Origin of the sequence: Streptomyces sp. ADMS (genome assembly GCF_033441795.1) — a bacterium.
Lineage (GTDB): Bacteria > Actinomycetota > Actinomycetes > Streptomycetales > Streptomycetaceae > Streptomyces.
The window spans coordinates 1-15,416 of record NZ_JAVFVX010000066.1 but is presented as its reverse complement, the minus strand read 5'-3'; the positions used below and the strand labels follow the sequence as shown (position 1 = coordinate 15,416).

Genomic DNA, 15,416 nt, shown 5'->3' with positions numbered 1-15,416 from the left:
TCAGTGCCCTGGAGTTGAGAGGCGAACATGGCCGTCGAGCCATTCCCTGCCTGGCCGGAAAGTCCCGGAACAGGCCAACATCGTCCCGTGACCCGAATACGTGCGGACGAGCTGGTGCGTACCGTGGTCGTCGCCAGGCCCCTGGACGATGTCGTCGAGCTGGTCACCCTTCTGGAGCAGTCGCCCGACGGCCTGCCGACCGCCGCGTCGGTCCTGCGGGTGGCGGCGGTGGCGCGTTCCGTGGAGGACGTCTCGCGCCTCGTGGAACTGCTGGGCCCGCCTGAGCACGGCGTCGACCGGATGGGCGAGGCGATCCGGACAGCCGCCGAGCAGCGGCCGGTGGCCGAGGTCGGCCGTCTGGTCGCGCTCCTGCACCGGGCCCCGCACGCGGCACACGCCGAGGCGCAGGCGGTGCACGCGGCCGCGACCAGCAGGCCCGTCGAGGACCTCGTGCAGTTGATCGGCGGTTTCGGCGAGGTGCGGGACCAGGACCCCGCGATCGCGCCCGCCGCACCACGGCGCGAGGGGTCGGTGGCAGCAGGTGGTGCCGGGAGCGGTGCCGTCCTGTGGCTCCGCCGTGCTGTCGCCGTGCTCGTCCTGCTCTGCGGCGCGGCCCACTTCCCGCTCGACTGGGTCGACGCGCCGAGGTACGGACCGGCCGCCGCGCTCGGCATCTCCGCGCTGTGCCTTTATGCAGGTGCGGCGCTGTGGTTCAGCCGGGCGCGGGTCGTGGCCGCAGTGGCCGTGGTCGCGTCGGGTGCGCCGGCCGCCGTCCATCTGCTGGGCACGCGCGCCGACTCGGCGACACTCGCCTACGTACGGCAGGCGGGCGGAGCCGTTTCACCGCTGCCCGCCCTGGCGGCCTGTGCCGCGACGCTCGCCGCGCTGACGGTACTGGCCGTGTCCCTCGCCCGCCGTCGGCGCGTCACCGGTGCGCGTGCCGCCGCCCCCGAGCCTGTCCTCAAGGTGAACTCCCTGCGGCTGTAGGTCGGTTCGCCGAGTCCGTTAGGGTCGTGTCCGAGCGACTGGGACACGCCCTGACGGGCGCATGTGCCGTGGACGTGCCCCTCGGCGGAGAGCCGGGGGAGACGCGGATCGTCGGAGCCGATGCCATGGGGGCACAGTGCGACTGAGAGTGGAGTTCACGACCGAACCCTTCGACCTCGACGAGGCTCCCGCGCACGCGCTGGTCGCCCGCGAGGTCATCGAGGCGGCCGAGCTGGACGCGGTGGACGTCGGCCCGTTCGGCAACACCGCCGAGGGGCGCGCCGATGCCGTGCTCACCGCCCTCGACGCGTTGCTGCGCAAGACCCTGGAGGCCGGCGCGACCCGGATCTCGCTCCAGGTCAACGTGATCGACGGGGAGGGCGACCGGTGACCGGCGCCGGGTCCGCCGGTGCGGCCTTCGTCGCAGCCGTGAAGCCGCTGGTCGACGCCATGGGCGGCGAGATGGTCGCCCCCGGCCAGGCCGGCCCTGACGACGTCGTGCTCTCCTGGGAGGGCGCCGACGTGGTGGCCGTACGCCTGCCGCAGCTCGCCGACTCGCTCGATCACATCCTGGCCGCCCTGGAACGCAAGCACGGCAAGCCGCTGGCCGAACTGGACCGCAAGGCCAAGCAGGAGATCGTACGGATACTCGAGGCGCGCGGCGCCTTCTCCGTGCGGCACGGGGTCGAGACCGTGGCGAGCGCCCTCGGGGTCAGCCGGTTCACGGTCTACAACTACCTGAACCGCGAGAAACAGGCCTGACCGGCGGACCCGGGATGGCGGGCTCGTTCACGCGGAATTTTCAACAAAGTGTTGACGCCCTGTCGCCGGAGGGCGTTAGCTGTGCGCAGCCCGTCCAGCACGCACAAGGCCACGGAGGCTTGCCGTGACGTCCCGTACGATCCCTGGCGGCCTCGCCCGGTTCAACGCCCTGGAGGAGTCCGCGGCCCGCGCCGCCCTCCACGAGGCCTGCGCCTCGGCGGCCTGGGGGCGGCATCTGCTCGCGAAGCGCCCGTACGCATCCGTCGAGGAACTGTACGCGGCGAGCGACACAGCGATGGCCGGGCTGACCGCCGACGACCTCGCCGAGGCGATGGCCGGGCACCCGCCGATCGGCCGGCCGAAGGCCGGGGACCCCACCTCCGCCCGCGAACAGCGCGGTATGGCCGGCGCCTCCGAGGAACTGCGGGCGGAGATGCTCGAACTGAACCTCTCCTACCAGGAGCGGTTCGGCCATGTCTTCCTGATCTGCGCGACCGGCAGGACCGGCGAGCAGATGCGCGACGCGGTGCGGGAACGGATCGGGAACACACCGGAGCGGGAGCGGGAGATCGTCCGCGCCGAGCTGGGGAAGATCAACCGCATCCGGCTCGGCAACCTCGTACAGGAAGAGCAGACACAGCGATGAGTACCGACTCCACCGCCTTTGCCGCCTCCGTGTCCACGCACATCCTTGACACCAGCGTCGGCCGCCCCGCCGCGGGCGTCGCCGTCCGGCTCGCCGCGCGCAGCGGCCATGACGCGGAATGGCGGGCGCTCGGCGGCAGCGCGACCGACGCGGACGGGCGGTGCAAGGACCTGCCGGCGCCGCCGGAGGGCACGACCCATGTGCGGCTCGACTTCGAGGTCGAGCCGTACCTGGAGAAGAAACAGGCCGATGCGCAGCAGGACGCCCCCGCGAACCGGGACAGCGGTGCGCCGGGAGCGTTCTTCCCGGAGGTGGCGATCACGTTCGCCGTCGTACCGGGCGAGCACTACCACGTACCGCTGCTGCTCAACCCGTTCGGCTACTCCGTATACCGAGGGAGCTAGCAGCACCATGACCGACTCAGCCAGTCAGGCCCGCCCCGTCCTTCTCGGGCAGAACCAGTACGGCAAGGCCGAGAACCGCGTCGTGCGCGTCACCCGCGACGGCGCCACCCACCACATCAAGGACCTCAACGTCTCGGTGTCGCTCTCCGGAGACATGGACGAGGTCCACCTCTCCGGCTCGAACGCGAACGTCCTTCCGACGGACACCACCAAGAACACCGTGTACGCCTTCGCCAAGGAACACGGCATCGACTCCGCCGAGCAGTTCGGCATTCACCTGGCCCGGCACTTCGTGACCAGCCAGGAGCCGATTCTGAGGGCGCGCATCAGGATCGAGGAGTACTCCTGGGCGCGGATCGAGGCGGCGGGCGAGGGCGAGCACTCCTTCGCCCGGCAGGGTCAGGAGACCCGGCTGACCCAGATCACGTACGACGGTTCGTCGTGGGAGGTGGTCTCCGGGCTCAAGGACCTGGTCGTGATGAACACGACCGACTCCGAGTTCTGGGGCTACGTCAAGGACAAGTACACGACGCTCCCCGAGGCGTACGACCGCATCCTGGCGACCCGGGTGTCGGCGCGCTGGCGCTTCAACTGGTCCGACGAGGAACGGGAGATGCCGGACTGGGAGGAATCGTACGAGCAGACCCGGAAGCACCTGCTCTCGGCCTTCGCGGAGACGTACTCGCTCTCGCTCCAGCAGACCCTGTTCCAGATGGGCGCGCGGATCATCGAACAGCGCGAGGAGATCGACGAGGTGCGTTTCGCCCTTCCCAACAAGCACCATTTCCTGGTCGACCTGAAGCCGTTCGGGTTGCAGAACGACAATGAGGTCTACTTCGCCGCCGACCGGCCGTACGGCCTGATCGAGGGCACGATCCTGCGCGACGGCGCCGAGGCGCGTATTCCCGCCGACCTCACCAACCTCTAAGGACGTTCGAACGATGGTTCAGCGCATCGTCATCGAGAACTGCGCGATCGCGACCGTGGACGCCACCGACACCGAGTACGCGTCCGGCCATGTGGTGATCGCCGGCAACCGCATCGAGTCGGTCGGCGCGGGCAGGGTGCCCGAGGGCCTGGCGGACGTGGTCCGGCGCGTCGACGCGAGCGGTCACCTCGTCACCCCCGGCCTGGTCAACACGCACCACCACTACTACCAGTGGATCACCCGGGGCCTGGCCACCGACCACAACCTCTTCAACTGGCTGGTGGCGCTGTACCCGACGTGGGCGCGCATCGACGAGCCGATGGTCCGCGCGGCAGCGCAGGGCTCGCTGGCCATGATGGCCCGCGGCGGTGTCACGACCGCCATGGACCACCACTACGTCTTCCCGAAGGACTCCGGCGACCTGTCCGGCGCGATCATCGGGGTGGCCCGCGAGATGGGCGTCCGCTTCACCCTCGCCCGCGGCTCGATGGACCGCAGCGAGAAGGACGGCGGCCTGCCCCCGGACTTCGCCGTCGAGACCCTGGAAGGTGCGCTCTCCGCCACCGAGGCCACGGTCGACGAGCACCACGACCCCTCCTTCGACGCCATGACCCAGGTCGCGGTCGCTCCCTGCTCACCGTTCTCCGTCTCCACCGAACTGCTGCGCGAGGGCGCCGAGTTGGCGCGACGCAAGGGCGTCCGGCTGCACACGCACGGCTCCGAGACGGTCGAGGAGGAGCAGTTCTGCAAGGAGCTGTTCGGTATGGGCCCGACCGACTACTTCGAGTCGACGGGCTGGCTCGGCGAGGACGTGTGGATGGCGCACTGCGTCCACATGAACGACTCGGACATCGCCGCCTTCGCCCGCACGAAGACGGGTGTGGCTCACTGTCCGTCCTCCAACGCCCGGCTGGCGGCGGGTATCGCGCGCGTCCCCGACATGCTGGCGGCCGGTGTCCCGGTCGGCCTCGGCGTCGACGGCACCGCGTCCAACGAGTCCGGCGAACTCCACACCGAACTGCGCAACGCCCTCCTCATCAACCGCCTCGGGGCGCACCGGGAGGCCGCCCTGAACGCCCGACAGGCGCTGCGCCTCGGGACGTACGGCGGCGCCCAGGTCCTGGGCCGGGCAAGGGAGACGGGGTCACTGGAGCCCGGCAAGCTCGCCGACCTGGTCCTCTGGAACCTGGACACCCTGGCCCACGCGTCGATCGCCGACCCGGTCGCCGCCCTCGTCTTCGGCGCGGCGGCCCCGGTCACCGCGTCCTTCGTGAACGGCGAACAGATCGTCGGGAACGGGCGGTTGCTGCACGTCGACGAGGACGAGATCGCCCGCTCGACGCGTGCGGAAGCCCGGCGGCTGGCTGCCATCGCGGCGCGAGCCTGACACAGGGGGCCCGAAAACCTCCGGCCGAGGGGACGGCCCTCGGCCGGAGTCCTGCCGTCACCACCGGTCAGCCGATGTAGTAACTGTCGCCGTACACCTTCCAGTCGAGCGGTAGATCCAGGTTCAGGTTCCCCTGGTCCAGGAAGACCCGCTGGGCGGTGTCCACCCGGCTGGTGTCCTCGTGGGCCGCCTCCTGCCGCATCGCCCACACCCGGGCGTCGAGGAAGGCGTGCAGATACGTCGTCTCGTCGCCGCCGTCGGCCGGCGTGGCCGCGTTCGCGCGGGCCCTCCTGCGGATGCCGCCGAAGCAGAGGCTGTCCGTGCCGGGGCCGTGCATGACCATGGCGTCGTAGTAGGCGAACTGGCCCAGCGTACCGACGCCGTCCTTCCCGGCGCGGGCGACGGCCGGGGCGAAGTAGGCCCGGTCGCGCTCGTCGTTCTGGGCCTCACGGAAGGCTGACGTCCTGGCGGCCCTGCGCCAGGCGGCGGGGAAACCCGGGTCGAGGCCCTCGTGCGAGTCCGTGCCGTCCACCGCGCGCAGAGCGGGCAGATAGGCGGCCAGGACGTTGTCCGGGACCCGCTCGGTGTACAGCTCGACGAGGGCCAGCAGGTCGCTCGTACCGGAGCAGAAGCCGATGATCCCCGCGGTGTAGCCGCGTCCGTCGCCGATGTCCTGGATGTACTTGTACTGCGCCCGCCAGTCCAGGGACGAGTTCTCCGCGCTGCACACCAGCCGCATCGCGATGTCCTTCTTGTCCGGGGCGTCGAGCCCGCTCCCGGTCGTGTCGGTGGTCGCGCCGGACGCGATCCGCTGGGTGGTCAGGATCGCGGTGGCGCCGAGCGCCGCCAGCAACGTACGACGGGCGGCGGCTCTGTGCGGCATCGGCACGGGATCTCCAAGAGGGGCGCGACGGAAAGAGGATGAGGGTCGCGCGCCAGGTTGGGAATGCCGTGGGGTGACGGTAGGAGGTCGCTGTGAGTCCCGTTCCCGTTCAGAGGCCGAACAGGTGCGGCTGCGACGCCAGGGCGCGGAACTGCTCCTTGGGGTCCGCGACCAGCCTGCGCGCCGTGAGGTCCATCAGCCCGCCGGCCGCCGTGATCTCGGCGGCGACCGTGCCGTCGGCCTTGCGGATCGTCTGCTCGATCCGGAACGTCCTGCCCTCACCCCAGACGAAGTCGCACGTCACCTCGACCTCGTCGCCCGCGAGCAACTCCCGCCGGTACTTGATGTTCGTCTCCAGGGCCACCGGACCCACGCCTCTGGCCAGCAGCCCGGCCTGGCTGATGCCGGCCGCCCGGAGCAACGACCAGCGTGCGTGCTCCGCGTAGTTGAGGTACACGCTCTGGTTGAGGTGCCCCTGCACATCGGTCTCGTACCCGCGCACGGTCACCGGGACGGAAAACGGATCGGCCACGACTTCCCCTTCACGACTGCACGCCATCACCACGAAGGTGCAAGCGTACTGAGCGGTTGCTCAAGGCCGTCAACTGCCCTCGACAATGGACCAGTTACGTCCGCCGGGGTGACGCCAGCAGATAGCGCGCGCCCGTACGCGGCTCGGTGTGCTCGCCGACCTGCCAGCCCGCCTTCTCCAGCGTGGCCGCACAGGCCCGCAGCGCCTCACTGTCGGGCTCGCGCACGGCAACGGCCTCCGGCTGCGGAGTCGCCCGCACCCGATAGCCACCGCCACCGCCGCTCCAGCCCCCGTCCGCCGGGCGGTGTCCGGCCGCCTCCAGTGCCAACGCGGCGGCCTGCACCAGATGCGTACGCTCCCAGCCGCACGGACGGTCCACGGCCCCGTGCGTATTGGTCATCCGGCGCAGCTCCAGCAGCCCCTGCCAGGCGCTGTGCACCTCGCGTGTCCGGGCGGGCCCGGCGGCCGGTATCGCCTCCTCGCCGCCCACCCGCGCGGCGAACACCCCGGTGGCGCCGGAAGCCGTGGACGCGGAGGTGTCCCGGGCGGCGGTCGGTGTCTCCGCGCGCCGCGCCTCCTCCCGTAGGCGATGGCCCGCCGGCGTCAGGAAGTGATCGTGCGGTGGTCGCGGATGGCGGAAGGCGAGCCCTCGCTTCACCAGGGCGGCGAGCTGGAACTCGGTGCCCCGCAGGCGTCCGGTGACGGGGTCGGCGGCGTCGATGACACGTCGCTGGGCGGCGGTCGGCGGTCGTGTCATGGCGTACTCCTCCCCGGGCGTCGGTCATGCGAGCGAACCGACCGGCACGGCGTATGCGACCGGTTCGACCCGTTCGAAGACTACGACCCGGGTCTGACAACGCGAGCCCAGCGCTCCAGCTCCGCGAACTCGCGCTCCCGGAGTCCCCTGCGCGGGTCGATGCGCAGCAGCAGGGCCGGCCCGGTGTGGTGCTGTGCCACATGGCGGACATCGAGGTCGGTGATCATGTCGTCGACCCAGGCGAAGGGGCGCCCTTCGGCCCACTCCACGACGCGTCGCGTCTTCCAGTACAGGCCGTCGGGGTCCTCGGTGAACAGGTTGGTGAACTCGATGACCGGCAGGTCGGCCGGCAGCCCGATCACCGGGCCGATCATCTTGTTCGCCCCGTGCATCCAGGTCGTGGCCCACGCCAGGTCGTACGGCAGGGCGAGCAGCCGGGCGCCGTGTCCCGGGTGCAGCCGTATCCGCAGGCCGCGGCGGAGCCGCCGGGAACCCGGTTTCTGGCGGGCCGACCACTGCGCGGGATGCACCCGGCGGGTCACGTAACCCCGCGGGCGCAGAAGCCGGGCGCGGAACGGGTTGAGGGGGCCGTCGACGTCGAGGAGGAGCAGTGGCCGATCCGTCATGGGGAGGGACTACCCATGACGGACAGCGGCCGACCACCCGGCAGCCACTACTGCCGATAACCGCTCAGAAACCGCCCGATCCTGCTGATGGCGACGTCCAGGTCGTCCGCGTGCGGGAGGGTGAGGATGCGGAAGTGGTCGGGGGAGGGCCAGTTGAAGCCCGTACCCTGCACGACCTGGATCTTCTCCTGGAGGAGCAGGTCCAGGACGAACCTCTCGTCGTCGTGGATCCTGTGCACGGCCGGGTCGAGGCGCGGGAACGCGTACAGGGCGCCCTTCGGCTTCACGCAGGAGACGCCCGGGATCTCGTTGAGGCGTTCCCAGGCGCGGTCTCGCTGTTCGCGCAACCTGCCGCCGGGGGCGGTGAGTTCGTCGATGGACTGGCGGCCGCCCAGTGCCGCCTGGATGGCGTACTGCGCGGGGGCGTTGGGGCACAGGCGCATCGAGGCCAGCATCGTCAGGCCTTCGAGGTAACTGCGCGCGTGCTGCTTCGGGCCGGTCACCACGAGCCAGCCCGAGCGGAAGCCGGCCACCCGGTACGTCTTCGACAGGCCGCAGAAGGTGAGGACGACCAGGTCGGGGGCGAGCGCGGCGGCCGAGTGGTGCACCTCGTCGTCGTACAGGATCTGGTCGTAGATCTCGTCGGCGAAGACCATAAGGCCGTGGCGGCGGGCCAGGTCGAGGATGCCCTCGATGATCTCCCTGGGGTAGACCGCGCCGGTGGGGTTGTTCGGGTTGATGATCACCACGGCCCTGGTGCGGTCGGTGATCTTCGCCGCCATGTCGTCCAGGTCCGGGTACCAGTCGGCCTGTTCGTCGCAGAGATAGTGGACCGCCTTGCCGCCCGCGAGGGTCGTGACCGCCGTCCAGAGGGGGAAGTCCGGGGCGGGGATGAGGACTTCGTCACCGTCCTCGACCAGCGCCTGGACCGCCATCGACACCAGTTCCGAGACGCCGTTGCCGAGGAAGACGTCGTCGACGTCGACCTCCAGGCCACGCTCCTGGTAGCGCTGGGCGACCGCCCGGCGGGCGGAGAGGATGCCCCGCGAGTCCGTGTAACCGTGGGCCTGCGGCAGCATGCGGATCATGTCCTGGAGGATCTCCGCCGGCGCCTCGAAGCCGAACAGCGCGGGGTTGCCGGTGTTGAGGCGCAGGACGCTGTGACCCGCCTCCTCCAGCGCGTTGGCGTGCTCGATCACCGGTCCGCGGATCTCGTAACAGACCTCGCTGAGCTTGCTCGACTGCCGGAACTCCATGCGCTTACGCCCCTCCGGTTTGTGTGTTGCTTGGTTTTACCAAGTTCCAGCTTGGAAAGTCCAACAACATGTCTAGACTGCGTCGCATGTCACCTCGCCGAAGCTACGACCAGTACTGTTCCACCGCTCGCGCCCTCGACGTCATCGGCGACCGCTGGACTCTCCTGATCGTCCGGGAGCTGCTGGCCGGTCCGCGCCGCTACACCGACCTGCACACGGATCTCCCGGGCGTCAGCACGGACGTACTGGCCTCCCGGCTGAAGGACATGGAGCGCGACGGCCTCGCGACCCGGCGTCGGCTGCCGCCGCCAGGAGCCGCGTACGTGTACGAACTCACCGGCCGGGGGCGGCAGTTGCTGCCGGTGCTCCAGGCGCTGGGGGAGTGGGGCGCACCCGAGCTGAGCGAGCGGCGGGCCACGGACGCCGTACGGGCGCACTGGTTCGCGCTGCCGCTGCTGCGCGGGCTGGGTGGAGTGAGTGGCGGGGGGCTCGTCGAAGTCCGGCTGGAGGAGGGCGAGTTCCATCTGTACGTCGGCGCCGAGGACGTGCCGGTGTACGGGGCCGGACCCGCCCCCGGGGAGTCCGACGTCCGCTTGTCGATGGACACCGGCACGTGTGCGGCGGTCGGCCGGGGGGATGTGAGCGTGCTGGAGGCGATCCGGGGCGGACGTATCGAGGTGACCGGCGAGGGGACGCTCGCCAAGGCGCTGCGGGAGGCCTGATACGGGACATGCCCGCCGCGCGACCGTGCGCGGCAGGCATGTTGACGGTCCGTCAGAGGTTGGTCAGGCTCCCGGCGAAACCTGCCTCGGCCGTCCCGCGCCGCGCGTCAGGGCGTAGCCGCCGACGCCCGCCAGGGCGGCCAGCGCGCCGCCGAGCGCCGTCCAGACCCAGCGGTCGGACCACCAGCCGGAGGACCAGCCGTCGTCGGGCTCGATGCTCGACAGCACGGCGGACGCCGTCGAACTGTCCTCCGTGTCCTCGGACCTGACCGCGATCCCGGGAACCAGCGGCTCGGCAAGCGAGCCGTCCACCGCCGCCGAACCGCCGATGTCCCTGGAGTCGACCCGTAGTTCGGCGTCGACCGGGAGACCGAGGTCGGAGGTCGGCAGGTTCACGGCCGTCAGCCGGACGTAGTACGTGCCCGGCAGCGGGTCGTTGGCCCACTGCTCCGACCAGGCGCGGACCGTGCGCAGGGTGCACGTCAGCTCCACGGAGGCGGTGCCCGCGGCGGCGGTGCGGGTCTGGGCGCCGTACTGACAGGCCTGGCGGCGCCGCAGACCGTCGTACACGTCGAGCTGCCAGGTCTCGGACGCGTGCGTGTCCGGCAGCTTCACCGTCGCCTTGACGGTGGCGCGCTGGCCGGCGTCCGCGGGGAACGACCAGTACAGGTAGTCGCCCGCCGAGCCGCTCGCGGTGGCCTGCTGCCCCTGGTCGATCTCCGTCGCCGTACGGAACGAGGTGCCCGCCGAGGTGGGGGCCGATCTGCCGTCCGAGGGGCTCGCCGTCGGCGAGGCGTCGGCGACGGCCGGGGCCGCGGCCGGCCCGAGCATCAGCATGGCCGAGCCCAGCACACGGGCGCCGCGCCTCAGTTGCTTCGTGGGAACTCGCATCAGTTGCTCCTCCAGACCGCGACCCGCCAACGAGAGATCCAGCCCCACAGGACACCCGTGAGGAAGCCGAACAGGACGAGCGCGCCCAGCAGCCACCAGCCACGGCCGAGGCCGAAGGAGGCCACATCGCTCGCCTGGCTCGGACCGCCGACGACGTCGACGGTCAGTTCGAGCGGCAGACCGGGCGTGGACTGCACACCACCGGCCGCCGAGAAGGAGTTGGTGACCTGGAGACACACCGTCTCGGCCACCGACTCGTCCTCCTCGTCGTCAGCCTCCGCCTTGGGGTAGCGCAGGCCTGTCGAGATGGCGTCGGTACGGCCGGTGTTGTTGCCCTCGCCGCGGACGATCTCGCGGCCGTGCACGGTCACCGCCCGCAGCAGCACCCCGTGGTCGGGGTTGACGGCCCGGTCGGCCGACACGCTCACCGAGGCGCGCAGTTCCTGCCCCGGCCGGACCTCGACGCGGTACCAGCGCTGCTGCCCGAACTCCTCTCGGTCCGTGTACAGACCGGACTTCACCACCGGGGCGTTCGTGCACCCGGCCGCGCCCTCGACGGCCACCGGCGTCACCACCGGGTCGGCGGCGCGGACGACCAACTGGTTGACCTTGTCGGCGAGTTCGTCGGTGTGCTCGATGGACGTGTACGTCCCGCCGGTCGCCTCCGCGATACAGCTCAGCTGCTGCCGCATCTTGGTGTTCGGGACCAGACCCAGGGTGTCGATGGTGAGCCCGATGCCCTTGGCCGCGATCTCCCGGGCCACCTCGCACGGGTCGAGCGGCGCGCAGGTGTCCTCGCCGTCGCTGATGAGCACGATGCGCTTGGAGCCCTCGCCGCCGTCGAGGTCGTCGGCGGCCTTCAGCAGCGCGGGGCCGATCGGCGTCCAGCCGGTGGGCGTGAGCGTCGCGACCGCCGTCTTGGCCTCGGTGCGGTCGAGCGGACCCACCGGGTAGAGCTGTGCGGTGTCCTTGCAGCCCTCCTTCCGGTCGTCGCCCGGGTAGTTGGCGCCCAGCGTGCGGATGCCGAGCTGGACCTCCTCGGGTGTCGCGTCCAGCACCTCGTTGAACGCCTGCTTCGCCGCGGCCATCCGCGACTGGCCGTCTATGTCCCGCGCCCGCATCGAACCGCTGACGTCGAGGACGAGGTTGACCTTGGGCGCGAGTGCGGTGGTTTCGTCGGCGACGGCTCCGGCCGGGACCGCGATCCCGGCCGCCAGGGCGGCGAGCAGGGCGCAGGCGCCCGCCGCCAGCCGTTGTCTTGTGATCATCGGCGGATCCTATTGACCCTGGGGGCCTCGCTTCAAAGCGGGTCCCGTCAACCGCCTCCCCGCTTCACCTCTCCCAGGGGGTTGGGCAGTTGGGTCCACAGGTCCCCGGGTGTCCTCGGCGACAGGCGCATCAGGGTCAACGCCTTGGTGGGCAGGGGCTGTTCGAGCAGGGCGAGCAGATCGGACGTGCGTGGCAGCCCTCGCACGGCCGTCTCCAGCGCCTCCCGCAGCGCCCCCTCCGAACCGGCGGTCGATCCCAGCGACCCCGCCACCAGCGAACCGAACAGCTTGCGGCGCAGGGTCGTTTCGTCGTCGGTGACGATCCGTCCGGTCAGGTTCGGTACCGGGATGCCGTGCCGTGCCAGCCGGGCGGGGCTGACGCGGATGTCGGCGAGGTCGCGGTAGACCAGCCGCAGCGGGTCTCCGGCCGCCGACAGCACGACGAGCAGGTTCTGACCGTGTGCCTCCAGGGCGACGCCCAGATCGAGCAGACGCAGACCGAGGGTGAGGGCGAGCCGTGTGAACTCGGCCAGCCAGGAGGGCGACAGGGGAAGCCCCGTGGCGGCGAGGGCCCCGACGGGAACGACGTGCTCACCCGCCCCCGAGTCCGCGTACAGGTCCGGTGGCTCCCTCAGCACCGCTGCCAGATCGGGTGAGCCGACGGTGACCGCGCCGAGCGTACGGGTGATGTGCAGCGGCCCGTCGAGACGCGCGGCCATCGACTCCATGAACGCCGACACCGTCGCCGCCGTCTCGATCGAGTACGGCGAGATGTCCCGTACCGAGGAGGTGAGGCGGGCACTCAACGCCGTCTTGAGGTGCGGGCCGCCGTCCGGGAGGGCGAGGCTGCGCAGGGACATCAGGGGATGCGCCGACAGCCCCTCCCCGGCGGGGAGTCGCAGCACATGCGCCGCCTGCCAGGGGTGCACCGGAATCAGCGGACGCCCCCCGTCCCACAGCCACTTGGGCCACTCGCCCCGCACGGCACAGTCGTCCGCCGCCACCAGCGCGAGCTCAACGACCGGCCGGTGCTCGGGCCCGTACGCCAGTTGCTCGGCCACCGAGAAACCGGGCCGGGAACGGCAGTTGGGATGGAAGGGATGACCGTCGACGACCCGCTGCTCCCACTCCCAGCTTGCCGCCGGAACCCGTACGGAACCCTCCTGGTTGGCTCGTGACAGGGCCAACGAAGCGACGCTGCGGTTGAGTTCGGCCGCGAATGCGGGGCCGTGCGGGACGGCCAGGTCCGTCATCAGCCGCGCCGGATCGTCGTACGACACCGTTCCGAGCCGTACGGCGGTGACACGGCCGTCGACGGCGTACGGATCGGCGTACGGGCCCTCCAGTCGGCGGCCGTCAGCCAGCAGGAGATTCTCGCCGCCCTCGCGCCGCTCGATCCACGGCAGCGGCTCATGGACGAGAGCCCGCCACAACCGGGTCAGCACGGCGGCCCGCGCGCCGGGCAGTTCGGCCGCGTACCGCGACGCGAGGCCGGGGCGTACGGCGGCCACATCGTCGGCGACCTCGGCCTCTGCGCTGGAGGGACGGTGCACGGCGGGCTCCTCGGGTACGAGTGCGGGTTTGGGCGCGGGTATGTGCAGGTGAGCGGGTGGGCCGACGACAGACATACTGATCACCGGCGCACCGCGGGAAACCGCACCGCAGAGAAGCACCGTAAGAAACGAGGGAACGCGTGGACCCCACGATGCCCCCCACCACGCCCCCGGCCGTGTCCGCGCACGCAGGCGTCGGAGCGCGTGCCGACGCCTGCGCGACCGCGCCCCTGCTCAACTGCCTGCTCCGCGAGGTGGCACAACCGCTCCCGGGCCGGGGTGAGCCGCGTGTGTACCGGCTGCCGAGCGGGGAGCGCCTGTTGCGCGTGCGCGGCACACGGCGGCCCACGGCGCCCGAGGTCAACACGGGCGGCGGCACGTGGGACCCGGTCGGTCACGCCGAACTCGTCAAGCTCGTGGCCGAGGAACTCCAGGCACACACCGGCCTGTCCAACCCGGAACTGCCCGCCGAGATGGCCGACAGCCGGGACGCGGTCGCCGCGATCCTCACCGCCCGCGACGGTGTCACCCCGCCCGACGACCCCTACCGGCGCTCCGAGCAGTCCCTCCTCACCGGGCACCCCTACCACCCGGCGCCCAAGGCGCGCGGCGGCGGCCCGGTCGCGCGCTGGCTGCCGTACGCGCCCGAGGCGTACGCCGCGTTCCCGCTGGTGCTGCTCGGCGTGCGCGAGGACGCGTTGGCCGAAGAAGGCGACGTGTCCGCCCTGGACGCCTTCGGCACGGCCCCGCCCGGTTACCGGCCGCTGCCCGCCCACCCCTGGCAGCTCGACCTCGTCGGCCCGACCCTCACGGACGCCTTCGCGGACGGCCGGCTGATCCGGCTGGGCACGACCACGTTCGACACCTGGCCCACGGCTGCCGTCCGCACGCTGTACGCGCCCGAGCGCGATCTCTTCGTCAAGTTCAGCCTCGACGTGCGGATCACGAACGACGTACGCCGGCTCTGGCGCCACGACCTGCTGAAACTGCGCCGCACGGACTCCGCGGTGGCCGCCGCCGCCCGAACCCCGGGCGTCTGGCTGAGCGACCGTGGCTACCGCACCGCCGACTTCGCCTTCGAGGAGTTGGCGGTAATCGTCCGGGACGGCCTCCACGACCACGTCGTCCCCGGTGCCACCCCCCTGCTCGCCGCCGCCCTGGTGGAGGGCCTCGACGGCACTCCGCCGGCCGGCCTCCGCGACCCCGGCGCCTGGTGGACGGCGTACCTGCGGGCGGTCGTACCCCCGGCCCTCGAACTGTTCGCACGGCACGGCGTCGTCATCGAGGCGCACCTGCAGAACTGCCTGATCGCCGTCGACGCCGCCGGAATGCCCGTACAGGCGCTGTTCCGGGACGCGGAGGGCGTGAAACTGCTGCCGGAGGTGAGCCGGGCGGCCGGGTGGGAACGGCTGGTGTACTGCCTGGTCGTCAACCACCTCGTCGAGGTCGCCGAAGCCCTGCGCGAGCATCACCCGGACCACGACCCGTGGCCCGCCGTACGCACCGAGTTCGAACGCCAGAGCCGCCGCCTCGGACTCCCCGAGGCCGCCGCCCTGCTCACCGCGCCCACCCTCCCCGGCAAGACGAACCTGCTGCTGCGCTGGACGGGCGCGGACGGGGCGGACGCCCGGTACCTGCCCCTGCCGAATCCGCTGCGCAGTCCGCTGCGCGAATAGTTCGCCGGGGCCGGCGACCGGCTCGTTTGCAGTGGCCCGTGTGCCGCGCGAAGTGACCGCTGTTCGATACGTGACCCACTGGGGCGTCGTTGACGCCGTCGCCGACCATGGCGACCTTGCGGCCGCCGCGTTGCAGTT

At 71.4% G+C, this 15,416-nt stretch carries 17 protein-coding genes; 9 read left to right on the top strand and 8 right to left on the bottom strand.

Translation table 11 applies throughout. The features are described from left to right. The first annotated feature begins 87 nt into the window (after positions 1 to 87). The 7 genes from RB628_RS25915 to RB628_RS25885 all read left to right on the top strand — a co-directional run bounded on the left by RB628_RS25915 (position 88) and on the right by RB628_RS25885 (position 5,114). Positions 88 to 987 carry a hypothetical protein gene (locus RB628_RS25915; RefSeq protein WP_318322917.1) on the top strand — a complete coding sequence of 300 codons (900 nt, stop codon included), beginning with the start codon at positions 88 to 90 and terminating at the stop codon, positions 985 to 987. Positions 988 to 1,123: 136 nt separating this feature from the next. Further along, complete coding sequence (locus tag RB628_RS25910; protein WP_318322916.1) at positions 1,124 to 1,378, top strand: hypothetical protein; 255 nt, start codon at positions 1,124 to 1,126, stop codon at positions 1,376 to 1,378. Between the two features lie 59 nt (positions 1,379 to 1,437). Next, positions 1,438 to 1,749, top strand: a complete 312-nt coding sequence (locus RB628_RS25905; RefSeq protein ID WP_412180722.1) for a helix-turn-helix domain-containing protein — start codon at positions 1,438 to 1,440, stop codon at positions 1,747 to 1,749. A gap of 124 nt (positions 1,750 to 1,873) precedes the next feature. Further along, complete coding sequence (gene uraD, locus RB628_RS25900; RefSeq protein ID WP_318322914.1) at positions 1,874 to 2,395, top strand: 2-oxo-4-hydroxy-4-carboxy-5-ureidoimidazoline decarboxylase; 522 nt, start codon at positions 1,874 to 1,876, stop codon at positions 2,393 to 2,395. Further along, a complete protein-coding gene (gene uraH / locus RB628_RS25895) occupies positions 2,392 to 2,799 on the top strand; it encodes a hydroxyisourate hydrolase (RefSeq protein WP_318322913.1) in 408 nt (135 codons plus the stop codon). Before uraD ends, uraH begins: the two co-directional genes overlap by 4 nt. Before the next feature lie 7 nt (positions 2,800 to 2,806). Then, the gene (pucL, locus tag RB628_RS25890; RefSeq protein ID WP_318322912.1) at positions 2,807 to 3,727 is read left to right on the top strand and encodes a factor-independent urate hydroxylase; all 921 of its coding nucleotides are present in this window, start codon (positions 2,807 to 2,809) and stop codon (positions 3,725 to 3,727) included. A 13-nt stretch (positions 3,728 to 3,740) separates the two neighbouring features. Continuing rightward, positions 3,741 to 5,114, top strand: coding sequence for an 8-oxoguanine deaminase (locus RB628_RS25885; RefSeq protein WP_318322911.1), 1,374 nt, complete (start codon positions 3,741 to 3,743; stop codon positions 5,112 to 5,114). A gap of 67 nt (positions 5,115 to 5,181) precedes the next feature. Here RB628_RS25885 and RB628_RS25880 read toward each other — a convergent pair whose 3' ends face one another. The 5 genes from RB628_RS25880 to RB628_RS25860 all read right to left on the bottom strand — a co-directional run bounded on the left by RB628_RS25880 (position 5,182) and on the right by RB628_RS25860 (position 9,168). Beyond that, a complete protein-coding gene (locus tag RB628_RS25880) occupies positions 5,182 to 5,997 on the bottom strand; it encodes a chitosanase (protein ID WP_318322910.1) in 816 nt (271 codons plus the stop codon). A gap of 109 nt (positions 5,998 to 6,106) precedes the next feature. Beyond that, positions 6,107 to 6,529: an acyl-CoA thioesterase gene (locus RB628_RS25875; RefSeq protein ID WP_318322909.1), complete on the bottom strand. Its 423-nt coding sequence runs from the start codon at positions 6,527 to 6,529 to the stop codon at positions 6,107 to 6,109. A 94-nt stretch (positions 6,530 to 6,623) separates the two neighbouring features. After that, positions 6,624 to 7,286, bottom strand: a complete 663-nt coding sequence (locus RB628_RS25870; protein WP_318322908.1) for a hypothetical protein — start codon at positions 7,284 to 7,286, stop codon at positions 6,624 to 6,626. An 80-nt stretch (positions 7,287 to 7,366) separates the two neighbouring features. Then, positions 7,367 to 7,912, bottom strand: a complete 546-nt coding sequence (locus RB628_RS25865) for a hypothetical protein (RefSeq protein WP_318322907.1) — start codon at positions 7,910 to 7,912, stop codon at positions 7,367 to 7,369. Positions 7,913 to 7,959: 47 nt separating this feature from the next. Beyond that, positions 7,960 to 9,168 (bottom strand): pyridoxal phosphate-dependent aminotransferase, encoded by a 1,209-nt coding sequence (locus RB628_RS25860; protein WP_318322906.1) that lies wholly within the window; start codon positions 9,166 to 9,168, stop codon positions 7,960 to 7,962. Between the two features lie 86 nt (positions 9,169 to 9,254). On the opposite strand from RB628_RS25860, the gene RB628_RS25855 reads away from it, so the two are divergent. After that, positions 9,255 to 9,890: a helix-turn-helix domain-containing protein gene (locus RB628_RS25855; protein WP_318322905.1), complete on the top strand. Its 636-nt coding sequence runs from the start codon at positions 9,255 to 9,257 to the stop codon at positions 9,888 to 9,890. Positions 9,891 to 9,953: 63 nt separating this feature from the next. Here the strand turns inward: RB628_RS25855 and RB628_RS25850 are convergent, their stop codons facing one another. Genes RB628_RS25850 through RB628_RS25840 form a run of 3 tightly spaced genes read right to left on the bottom strand, consistent with a single transcriptional unit; the run spans position 9,954 to position 13,602 of the window. Beyond that, positions 9,954 to 10,781 (bottom strand): hypothetical protein, encoded by an 828-nt coding sequence (locus RB628_RS25850; protein WP_318322904.1) that lies wholly within the window; start codon positions 10,779 to 10,781, stop codon positions 9,954 to 9,956. After that, a complete protein-coding gene (locus tag RB628_RS25845; RefSeq protein ID WP_318322903.1) occupies positions 10,781 to 12,049 on the bottom strand; it encodes a VWA domain-containing protein in 1,269 nt (422 codons plus the stop codon). The genes RB628_RS25850 and RB628_RS25845 overlap by 1 nt, the downstream gene beginning before the upstream one ends. Positions 12,050 to 12,096: 47 nt before the next feature. After that, a complete protein-coding gene (locus RB628_RS25840; RefSeq protein ID WP_318322939.1) occupies positions 12,097 to 13,602 on the bottom strand; it encodes an IucA/IucC family protein in 1,506 nt (501 codons plus the stop codon). Positions 13,603 to 13,754: 152 nt separating this feature from the next. On the opposite strand from RB628_RS25840, the gene RB628_RS25835 reads away from it, so the two are divergent. Further along, complete coding sequence (locus RB628_RS25835; protein ID WP_318322902.1) at positions 13,755 to 15,278, top strand: IucA/IucC family protein; 1,524 nt, start codon at positions 13,755 to 13,757, stop codon at positions 15,276 to 15,278. The last annotated feature ends 138 nt before the right edge of the window (positions 15,279 to 15,416 follow it).